Origin of the sequence: Gilvimarinus gilvus, from assembly GCF_030518155.1 — a bacterium.
Classification (GTDB): Bacteria; Pseudomonadota; Gammaproteobacteria; order Pseudomonadales; family Cellvibrionaceae; genus Gilvimarinus; species Gilvimarinus gilvus.
This window is the reverse complement of record NZ_JAULRU010000109.1, coordinates 1-11,102: the sequence shown is the minus strand read 5'-3', so window position 1 is coordinate 11,102 and position 11,102 is coordinate 1. Positions and strand designations below refer to the sequence as shown.

The 11,102-nt window shown below is 43.7% G+C and carries 6 protein-coding genes and 2 pseudogenes; 5 read left to right on the top strand and 3 right to left on the bottom strand.

Annotated features, from left to right (window positions below):
- Positions 1–4 precede the first annotated feature (4 nt).
- The 4 genes from QWI17_RS00580 to QWI17_RS00565 all read left to right on the top strand — a co-directional run bounded on the left by QWI17_RS00580 (position 5) and on the right by QWI17_RS00565 (position 7,903).
- Complete coding sequence (locus tag QWI17_RS00580) at positions 5–2,965, top strand: non-ribosomal peptide synthetase (protein ID WP_302720552.1); 2,961 nt, start codon at positions 5–7, stop codon at positions 2,963–2,965.
- A gap of 34 nt (positions 2,966–2,999) precedes the next feature.
- A complete protein-coding gene (locus QWI17_RS00575) occupies positions 3,000–5,480 on the top strand; it encodes a penicillin acylase family protein (RefSeq protein WP_302720550.1) in 2,481 nt (826 codons plus the stop codon).
- Position 5,481: 1 nt separating this feature from the next.
- Positions 5,482–7,122, top strand: coding sequence for a cyclic peptide export ABC transporter (locus QWI17_RS00570; protein WP_302720548.1), 1,641 nt, complete (start codon positions 5,482–5,484; stop codon positions 7,120–7,122).
- Positions 7,123–7,204: 82 nt separating this feature from the next.
- Positions 7,205–7,903: a 4'-phosphopantetheinyl transferase family protein gene (locus QWI17_RS00565; protein WP_302720547.1), complete on the top strand. Its 699-nt coding sequence runs from the start codon at positions 7,205–7,207 to the stop codon at positions 7,901–7,903.
- A 217-nt stretch (positions 7,904–8,120) separates the two neighbouring features.
- On the opposite strand, the pseudogene QWI17_RS00560 reads toward QWI17_RS00565, so the two are convergent.
- From QWI17_RS00560 to QWI17_RS00550, 3 genes and pseudogenes are all read right to left on the bottom strand, one after another.
- Positions 8,121–8,315: pseudogene (locus QWI17_RS00560) on the bottom strand (integrase core domain-containing protein); the annotation flags it as partial.
- Between the two features lie 7 nt (positions 8,316–8,322).
- Positions 8,323–9,420: an IS110 family RNA-guided transposase gene (locus QWI17_RS00555; protein WP_302720546.1), complete on the bottom strand. Its 1,098-nt coding sequence runs from the start codon at positions 9,418–9,420 to the stop codon at positions 8,323–8,325.
- A gap of 183 nt (positions 9,421–9,603) precedes the next feature.
- A pseudogene (locus QWI17_RS00550) lies at positions 9,604–10,565 on the bottom strand (IS3 family transposase); the annotation flags it as partial.
- Positions 10,566–10,769: 204 nt separating this feature from the next.
- Here QWI17_RS00550 and QWI17_RS00545 point away from each other — a divergent pair.
- On the top strand, positions 10,770–11,102 hold a 333-nt coding region (locus tag QWI17_RS00545), incomplete at its 3' end, for an MFS transporter (RefSeq protein WP_302720551.1).

Sequence of the window (11,102 nt, the reverse complement as noted above, 5' to 3'; positions counted from 1 at the left end):
CCTTTTGGGAATTATTAAGGCCGGAGGTGCCTATGTACCGATTGATCCGGACTACCCGTCATCGCGCATAGCATACATGTTGCAGGACGCGAGTCTGGGTACAGTTTTGACACACTCGTCCTTACTAGAGCGCACAGGGATCAGTCAAGCGCAGGCCTTACTGTTTGATGATGTGTTATTTCGGGATCAGTTGGCCGGGCAAAGCATACGTAACTTACCGGCTCAGGGGTTGGGTCTTACGTCCTCTCACCTTGCGTATGTGATCTATACCTCAGGGTCTACCGGAACGCCGAAAGGCGTAATGGTAGAGCACAAGGGGCTTATGTTCTCGAATACATCTAGAGACGAGTTTTACGATAAGTTGGTAAGCTCATTCTTAATGCTCAGCTCTATCAGCTTTGATAGCTCTGTGGCTGGAGTTTTCTGGATTCTGAGTGCCGGCGCGAAGTTGATTTTGCCGAATAGTCGCGAGGTTAAAGAGCTGTCGCATATCTTGCATATAGTACAAGAGAACGCTGTAGATTTACTGATTGCAACGCCGTCTTTTTACCGGCAAATTCTGAGTTTCCCGGGGTGTGAGAATGCGTTAAAGAGTCTTAGGAATGTCATTGTCGCTGGAGAATCTTTGCCTCCGGCAACGGTTGATGAGCACGTTAGTACGTTTGGATCATCTGTACAGTTGTTTAACGAGTATGGTCCAACAGAGGCCATTGTATGGAGTACGGTATTTAAAGTCATTGAGGGTGAGTATTCGGGCTCAATACCGATCGGAAAGAGTCCATACGCAGATAAGCTCTATATTCTAGATGATCAAAAAATGCTCAACCCTATTGGGGTGCCGGGAGAGTTGTGCATAGGTGGACCGGGGTTGGCTCGGGGCTACTTAAATCAGCACGAATTAACCGCCGCGAAGTTCATTGCAAACCCGTTTTATGATTCATCGGATCCTTCCAGCAGTAAACGTCTGTATAAAACCGGAGATCTGGTTCGATGGCGGGAGGATGGCAATCTCGAGTACTTAGGAAGAATTGATCATCAGGTCAAGATTCGAGGGTTTCGTATCGAGCTTGGTGAGATTGAGTCGACTTTAACCACGCAGGTAGGCGTCAAGGATGCCGTGGTTGTGGCGCAGGGTGATGGGTCAGACAAGATTCTGGTTGCGTATGTGGTTCGATCACACGAATCGTTCGATTCTGAATTTCAGTCGGCTCAATTCGATGCGCTGGTATCGGATGTTAAACGGGCGCTGGAATCGAGTTTACCATCGTACATGGTGCCCTCTGTATTCGTCGAGCTTGAACAGTTGCCGCTTACTTCAAATGGCAAGGTTGATCGGGGAGCGTTACCGGCGGCGGACGTGTCGTCCATGCAAGTTGGCTATGAAGCCCCCCGCACGCAAGTGGAGTCTATGTTGTGTTCAATCTGGGAGCAGGTGCTAGGGGTGGAGCGTGTTGGCATACACGACAACTTTTTTGCTCTTGGGGGGGATTCACTTAAAGCTATTCGAGTCGTTGCTCTTGCGGGCGAAAAAGGAGGGCGAGTATCCGCACAAAATGTTATTACGTGCGTATCGCTAGCAGAGTTAGCTCGTTGCTGGCAAGACCTAGCTGGTGAATCTATACATGAGAGCAAAGAGTTTGTGGGGCGAATTCCACTAACTGCGTCTCAAAAATGGTTTTTTGGAGAGGTAAAGAATGATCCCGAAAGAGGTGACATGGGAGGAATGTTTTATCGGATGCAGTCTTTTAATGTCGATGCCTTTAGGTATGCATTACGTCGTCTCATTGCGCATCACGATATTCTTAAATCATATTTTAGATTTCTTAATGATAAAGTGGAACAGTATCTTTGCCCCCTTTCTGATATAGAAATTCCTTTGAGAATATTCGATATGTCTAAGCTGGATGGACGGTTGCAACAAGAAAAAATATCCCGGCAGGTTATTCAATCAAGCAAAAGTGGTTTAAATTTGTGCGCCGCTCCACTGTTCAAAGTCGAAGCATATTTTTTGGGTAATGCTGGCTGGCTACTTTCTTTCAATATTCATCATCTAGTGTTAGATGGTTATTCCATTCCTATTTTTTTTGGCGATTTACACCGATTATATGAGGCTGAAAATGACGGAGTTTTGTACGAGCTACCTAAGAAGACAACTTCGGTCCAACGGTGGGTTAAAGAGCTTGAAAAACTCGCAGATAGCAAAGAAAGCGATGAATGCTTTAGTTACTGGAGAAGTAGGCCGTGGAGAGAAATAAAGCCACTTCGTACTGAGTTTGAAGCAACAGAAGATTCTTTTCGTGTGGATTCCTACAGCAATATTGAATATAAAATCTCAAAAAGTGAGACAGATCTTCTTTTGAAGGCTGTGCATGAAGATTTTGAAGTTCCGATGGTTGCCTTTTTGATTTCCTCGCTATTAACGGCTGTAGCAAAGCGGGAGGGGTCATGGCAACAAGTAAATGTGGTTGGTGCTGGAAGAAATGTTGATGTAAATGGCGATGTTTCTAGAACGATTGGCTGGTTAACACTTAGTCATATTTATATGCTGGATATGGCTAGTGAAAGTGATGTAACTAAGGACAGGGTGCAAGACGTATTTCGCCAGATAAAATCTACCCCAAGAGATGGTTTAGGTTTAACTATTATTAAACATTATCATTCTGATGATTCTATTCGTAGAGAGTTTAACAATTTTCCAGAGCCAGAAATAATACTAAACTTTCAAGGCTCCCATGAAGAAATGGAAGAAGATGAATATGTTAAAGAAATTAAAACGCTCCGCGGGAACTTAACCCAGTTTTCGTCAGATAACACTAAGATGGAAAAAATAATATTGGGGGTAACCCTCATCAAGGGGCAGCTGATTTTTGACTTTGGCTATAACCATAGACTTTACAGTGCATTGTACATAGATAGAATATTTTGTGATATTCGACAGTTTATAGAAGATTCAGTTCGTAAATAAGTAACTGTCAAAAATCCTTTTTCGGCTACAGTTAATGAATAAATATATACGTAAAATTAGTGATATTTTGGCTCGTCCGTTGATCGGCCTAATTCGGCATCCGTTTGTAGTGAGATTTCTGCTCTTGGTTGTTGCTCCAGTCGCCATTTCCATTTTGGGGATATTTACTTGGTTCTCTGGTAGCCTTCCGATTACGTCAGGTAAAGTTCTTAGTGCCGCTATTCGGGATGTCGTTTTATTAACTTATGATGAGAATGGCGTCCCGTACATTAAAGCAAAATATGATGACGATGCCTATTTTGCACTTGGTTATGTGCATGCGCAAAATCGACTTTGGCAGATGGATATGAACAGGAGATTTGTAGCTGGAACTCTTAGTGCTGTTCTGGGAAAGGAGTCGCTACCCTCCGACATCTTTATGCGGACGATCGGTGCTAAAGAAAGTGCATCGAAGAGTCTGGCGGGTATACAGGGGAAGGAAAGAATAGTTCTAAATAGCTATGTAGCGGGAGTTAATAAGGGTATAGCTGATTTAAGTAGGCTGCCTCCTGAGTATTATATTAAGGGTGTAAAGCCAGAACCGTGGACCGCGTTGGATACCTTGCTTGTTATGAAGGGTATGCAGCTACAGCTATCTTTCAACTTTCAAGAAGAGCTCCTTCGATCTGCTCTAATTTCGGAATACGGGCTTTCCAAAACAAATCATATTATGGCGCATGTTTCAGAGTTAGTTCTTCATGATGCTGATTTAGATTATGCTCAACTATTGGAAAAGGTTCCCTCCATTCTAAAAGATCAATATAAGTCTCTAGGTAGTAACGGTTGGGCGGTCTCGGGGCGGCATACAAAATCCAAAGCTCCTCTTCTTGTCAATGATCCTCACTTAGCTAATACCATACCAAGCACATTTTACATGGCAAGTATAAAAGGGGGCGGTCTGAATGTTAAAGGCGCTACAATTCCAGGGTTACCCTTTGTTGTAATTGGTAGAAACAAATTTGTCGCATGGGGGGCAACGGCGTCTAAAGTAGATACACAAGATCTTTTTATCGAAAAGATTAATCCAGTGAATGATTTGCAATATATGTATGATGGAAGCTATAGAAATGTCGACGTAGTCAAGCATAGTGTTGAAATTAAAAAGGACTTCCTTGTGGACCGGCAGCAGAGTTACGATTTTGTAGTGCGCCGTACAGAAAATGGACCAATTATTAGCGATTTGTTGGGGGCTGGTAGAAAGGATGCGAGTTATAGTTTCCGCTGGTCTGCGTATAGCGATGACGGCGGGACTTTCAAAAGTTATTTAAATATTGGCTATTCACGAGACTGGAATAGCTTTAATGATGCACTAGTGGGCTATGTTTCTCCAGTAATGGTTTTTATTTATGCCGATGTACAAGGCAATATTGGTCGTGTAGCCCCGGGGGCCATACCGATAAGAGTTAAAGGTAGTGGTTCAGTCCCGGTGCCAGGTTGGTCAAGCCAGTGGGGCTGGAGTGGTTGGGTGCCACGTGAAGATTGGCCTAAAGTTTTCAATCCCAAAAGCGGTATTATTGTAGCTGCTAACAATAATATATCACCAGAATCATATTCGTATCATTTGACCAATGATTGGGCGGAAAGTATTAGGCATGACAGAATTTATCAACTATTAAGCGATTCGTTGGGGCGCATGAAAAATAGTGACATGAAGTCTATTCAGATGGATGTGCAAGCCCCATATTACCTTTCGTTTAAGGAGAAGCTACTCTCAATTAGCGATAAACATATAAAAATTAATGGTCTAAAGAAAGCTGTTAGTGGTTGGGATGGACAGTTGAGCGTTGGTAGTAAAGGTGGTGCATTCTATTCTGTAGTTATTGGAAATTTCTATAACGAGATGCTCATAGACGACTATGGAGTTCTTGATAGAAAAGGGAACGGCGCAGCCGCTCTTGGTGTGATTCTTAAACAAAATACTATGAGGCTCGTAGCGAATGCATTGCATAATCCCGACAACCCTTGGTGTGATGATTTGTATACCAAAATTATTGAAAGTTGCGATGATATATTTCTCAGGGCTGTAAATATATCTCAAGTAGAACTGATTAAGCGTCTTTCTTCAAATATTGAAGATTGGGCGTGGGGGGATTTACACAAGTCTCATTACCCTCATTATCCTCTCAGCAAAAAGAAGCATCGTTCTATGCTGCAAAGTGCAGGGGAGTCTTTCTGGTCACCGGCTTTTCATCGTTCTAGGGCTTCAAGTGGTGGAGTGGAAACGCTAAATGTGGCGCCTTACAGTTTAGAAGAATTAAACAAGTACCAGCAATATGTAGGGCCAGTCTACCGCCAAATCGCGGATATGAGCAAGAGTGTGTCTCTTGGTTATGCACTGCCAACAGGGCAGTCAGGAAATATATTCAGTCGTCACTACGACGACATGATGGATGACTTCGGCGATGGCCATATTTACACTTTTGGCGTGCCTCAGTTTCAATCGGGAGTTACTTTCATGCCAGCTATAGGAGACTGACGTGAAGTTTAGTAGCCTGTCAAGTGTGATGTGGGGATCCAAGCCAAACCTTTACTTCCTCTCTATGCTGTTGGGGGGCGTGTCCGGGATAGGGTATGCGCTTCTAATTCCATTTATAATGTATGGCGTTAATTCGGTAATTTCTATACCTGACAAAATTGGATTAGAGAATACACACATATTTGATTCGCCTACTCGCAGTCTTGCTATGGTTTTCTTTGTTACATGCGCGGCAGTAATGTCCACAAAGGCAGTGTCCATGTTGGTATCTGCATACGTTGCTAGTAAAGCAAACTTTCATTTAAAAGTTGGGCTATATAACGCTGTATCTCAGTTGAGTTATGCCAGACTCCTTTCTCTCGGGCAGTCAAAAATTGTTAACCTAATTAGTGTTGATGTTCCTGAAATTATAAATGCGGCTATTAATATATCTACCATCATGACAAATCTTTTCGCCATAGTGGGATGTTTAGCCTATTTGTTTTTTATAAATGTAAAAATATTTGTTTTTGTTCTACTTTGCTTGTTGGTGTTCGGTTTTGTATATCAGATCATAGTGAGTCTTAGCATAAAGCACTTTTCCGCTTCAAGGGCGGAAGTTGATAAAACGCAGGAGGGGGTTAGAGGGCTGATCTTTGGAGTGAAAGAGCTAAAGCTTAATGAAGAAAAGCTGGAGCATTACCTTCGTCAACAATTGACGTGGCCGGAAAGTTCAAGCTATCGACACAGGATGAAAGGCTTTAGGGTTTGGTCAGTGGCAGAAAGTTACGGAAGTATCGTCGCCTTTCTTGTGGTAGGTGTAACTGTTTTTCATATTCCTTACGTTTTATCTGTAAGTTCTACGGAGCTGTTTGGTGTAGTTATGGCTTTGTTGTATCTAACCTCACCAGTGGGCTCCCTTTTGATGGGGGTAGGGCAGCTTGCGCCGGGTAAGGTTGCTCTTTCAAGGCTAAATGAATTTTATCGTTTGTATAGACCGGAAAGTGTTGGAAGTGCTTCGCTAAATTCTTCAGATGTAAGCAATATTAGTTTGAGAAATGTGTGCTTTGAGTACCCAAGCAATAGTTCTGCATTTTGTCTTTCAAATATAAACATTAAATTTGAAGAGGGGAAAGTCACTTTTATAGTTGGTGGTAATGGATCGGGAAAGTCTACCCTTGCAAAGATCATTACTACCCACCAAGCCCCAACCTCAGGTGCGTTGTACTTCAATGATGAAATGATAAGCCCCGAAAATCTTGGGTCTGCAAGAGAAAAAATTTCGGCTATATATATGGATTTTTTCCTTTTCAATCGAATATTTCAGAGTTACGACGAATACAAGGCCAATGAGTACTTGTCGTTACTCGGAATGAATGAGAAGGTGAATTTGAAGGACGGGTCCTTTTCAACGTTAGGTCTTTCTGATGGCCAGCGTAAAAGGTTGGCATTATTCTGCTTGTTGCTCGAAAATACGAAAATATGTTTGTTTGATGAATGGGCCGCTGATCAGGATCCTGATTTTAAGGAAATATTTTATCGAGACATTCTTCCTATGCTTAAGGAAAAGGGTAAGATTGTAATTGTTATTTCTCATGACGATAGATATTTTGATTGTGCTGATCAGTTGATTCGATTGGATTACGGTTGCATTGTCGATTAGCGTTGTTCGAATTAGAAATGTCAGAATGCGTTGGTAATCTTGATGCGCACAATTTGATGATGTCGAATTGTTGGGAGAAATTTTGACTTGCTTTATAGATAGTGAAGTTGCTTTTACTGTTTTTGAAAATTTTCCGGTTAATATAGTAAAGTGCCGCTTTGCGTTGAGCGAGTACTCAATGGCTCTTTATCATGAGTTTAATATTGATATTCCGCCTTGCGTTTCCTCAGCTGTGTTCAAAAGGCAGGCAGAATTTTTAGCAGGAAGATACTGTGCAAGGCGTTCGCTTTCTTTGGCTGGGGAGTGTTCAGGAAAGGTGGGTGTTGCGAGCAATAGGCAACCTTTATGGCCCGATGGGTACATAGGATCCATTAGTCACAATGATAGTTCATCCGTAGCAATAGCTTCAAAAAAACAGATATGTTCCTATCTTGGTGTGGATATAGAGAAAACCCTAAATGAAGAAACTATAGAAGAAATTCAATCATTAATTTTGGATTTTGATGAAATTGGCGTTATACGGCACATTAATCTTTCTTTTGTTGTTGCATTTAGCGTTTGTTTTTCTTCAAAAGAGAGTATTTTCAAAGCATTTTTTCCAAAGGTTGGAAAATATTTTGATTTTTCTATGGCTAAACTTGTAAGGATCGATGTCGATAGAAAAACTGCTGTCTTTGTTCTAGATAGTGATTTTCGCCAGCAGTATGAGTTGCCCAGTGCCGTGGAAGTCTTGTACATGTTCGATAGTTCAGATGTAATAACATGCGTCGCGATTTCCTAAGTGCTAATTCTGACTAAATGTTAGATTGATACTTCCGGTTTTTGTTAGGTCTTCTTGTATTATTCTGGAACTCTTTAATATGATAGATTCTTCTTACTAAGGAGTTGGCTGTAATACCCTCATTCAACCCTATCTACATGGGTATTATTTTTATCGTTGCTCTTTGTGATGCGGGTGCTTTTGTAAAGTGTAGTGGTCAAGTAAATTTGGCCACAGTTTAGGAGGCTGCCCAGTACAACTGTTCAGCTGCATTTGGACTCACTCCTTTGTTGTTGCTGTGTGGTCGTACCTGACTGTAGTAGCCAGTAATGTATTCTGCGATCGAGCGCTGTGCCTCGCCAAAACTTTTGTAGCCGATTGTCGGTAGCCACTCCGTTTTTAAGCTCCTAAAGAAACGTTCCATTGGTGCATTGACGCTCCTATGTCAACAGCTCACCTGTATTTTCTAAATCCCCCAGTATTAGCGGGTATAGCTCTCTGACGATATAACGTTTCAAACAACGCTGAATTTCTTTGGTTGAAAGCCCTTCATTCGTTCGACGCTCTACATAAATTCGAGTACGAGCATCGCTTCTCATCCGAACCATGGCGATTATCCAGAGAGCATTATTGGCGACTCTGCTACCGCCTCGATTCAGGCGATGTCGCACTGTTTTACCTGATGAAGCGGGTAATGGGTTGACGCCACAGAGTGATGCTAAAGCCGCTTCACTTTTGAGTCGTTTTGGATTATCACCTGCTACCGACAACAATATGGCTGCGGTATTTGGGCCAACACCGAAACGACTGCGCAATTTTGGCGCGTGACTCTGAGTCAATTGCTCAAGTTGTTTATCCAGCTCCTGGAGCTCTGAAGATAGCATTATCCATCTTTTTGCTAGGCACTTAAGTGTGCTTTGTAATGTTATTAGTAATGGGCTTTCACCAAACTTATGAGATTTAATGCAGGCTTTAACGCAATCTGAGGCCTTAACCCGCCAAAGCTTCTCTCTAATATTCTGGGGAGCGCTGACCAGTATGGCACGCACCTGGTTTATTGCCTGTGTTCGTGCTTTAACAGCGCTTCTACGGGCTACCGAAGCTATCCTCATAGCCTCACAAGCCCCAGCATGCTGCTTAGGTATAGCTGTAGATAAACCAGATAAAACCGATCTTGCGGCATTCTCTGCGTCAATCGGGTCGGATTTACCTCTGCATCTTCTGGCCACTCTATCGGGGCGATTAACTTCAAACACGGATACGCCGTTATCAGTTAATAAACGACACAAGCCAACTCCATAAGTACCGGTGCCCTCAAGACCCGCCCGCTTTAACTCACCAAACGAAGATGCCCAGCTCAAAAGATCTAGATAACCCTGCGTATTAACTGAGATTGATAGCGTGCCCAGCAGTTTTCCTGCCGTGTTAATTAGGGCTCCCACGTGAACATCTAGATGGGTATCAACACCCAAGATAATTTCATTTTGATCATGGTTTTTATTCATCAGAAACTTCCACCCTGCAATAATGTGATGCATTGCCAACCCCATTCGCAGGACAGGACACTCACGGTGCAGAACAAAGCTCCTATTAGGTCACAGACGCTGGGCCCGGTAACACTCGGGGACACCAACACCGGTCGACAGGTCAACGCGAAGGCACTTTAGCCAATCCCAGCACGGGTCAGATCGGTGTGATGTCGTGAGTATAGTAAACTGAGTATCCCAGCAATTACCACGGCGACTCATGCTTTGCTTAATCTTGTAGCGCCATAATCGCTGCCTGAATTGATGGCTCGTATAGTGACAGCCCTGATCGGAATGAAACATCACTCCATCAGGCCGACCTCGGGACTCGTAAGCCATCTCCAAGGCTCGTCCGGTCAATTCACTATCAGGCGACAATGACATCGCCCAACCCACAGGCTTCCTCGCGTATAGATCCAGCACCACAGCCAAGTATGCCCACCGTTCACCAATCCAAATGTAGGTGACATCACCAGACCAAACTGTATTGGGCTTTGAAACAGAAAACTCTCGGTTCAGCGTATTCGGTATCGCTATGTGTTCCTGGCTGCCCGTTTTATAACGATGGGTAGGGAGCTGGCAACTTCCCAGCTCCAGGGCTTTCATCAACTTGCCCGCACGGTACCGGGTCAAAGGTAACCCTCTGGCAGAGACTATGCTGGCAATGGTTCGCGCTCCAGCGGAGCCTCGACTTAATCCATGCGCCAAGCGAACCTCACTTTGTAGCTTTATTTGGTCCACACTCGGCGTCTTGGGCTTAGCCTGCCAGTACTTGTAGCTGCTGCGATGGACTCCGAACACCTCGCAAACTCGGGCAACGCTGTGGCTCTTCTTGAGGTTCTCAATCATCGAGAATTGTTTAGTGAGTCCGACATCAAGAGAGCGGTAGCCTTTTTTAAAATATCTTTTTCTTCCTCTATGCGCTGAATTTGACGTTCAAGTTCTCGTATCCGGCGCTGATCTGGAGTCATGGGTGTGGCGGCAGGCTTACCGCCTTCACGCTCCAGACGAAGCTGTCTAACCCATTTGTCCATTGTGGACTGCCCGACCCCCATCGCTTCAGCAGCTTCCTTAACCGTCCGACCTTGATCGACTACCAGCTGGGCCGATTCCAATCTAAACTCGGGGCTAAAAGTTGGTCTTGTTCGTTTGCTCATTGGTCACCTATGTGTCTAAGAAGTGATCATATCACCTCTAATTAGGTGGCCAAATTAACTATGCCACTACAAAGCGCTTGGTGGCGAAGCCTGAAAGTGAAACTACCCATTCACAGAGCGACCTTATAGATTTGTTGACGAACAAGCCTTGGGTTATGGTGCTGGGGTTATTTTTCGAGATTAGTAGGCAAGAAAGCGCTATTTATCGCTTCGCTAATCATTAGCGGCGCGCTTACCAATTGCATAGCGTTTTTTGGTCCGGACGATGTCGTTCAGGTATTCGTTCTGGGCTGTGCCGCAGAGTTCTTTGCCGCCTTTATGTCGGTGTTGACCTTTAGCATGCTCGGAGATACGGCTGATTATTCAGAGTGGAAAAATGGTCGTCGTGCAACAGGGTTGTTTTACTCTGCTGGTACGTTCATACAAAAAGCGGGTAGTGGTTTTTCTAGCGCCCTAGTTTTGCTTGTTTTGGGTGCGTATGGATATGTTGGAACCGACCCCTCAACCATTAAGCAAACTACTGGAGGCATGGTGATG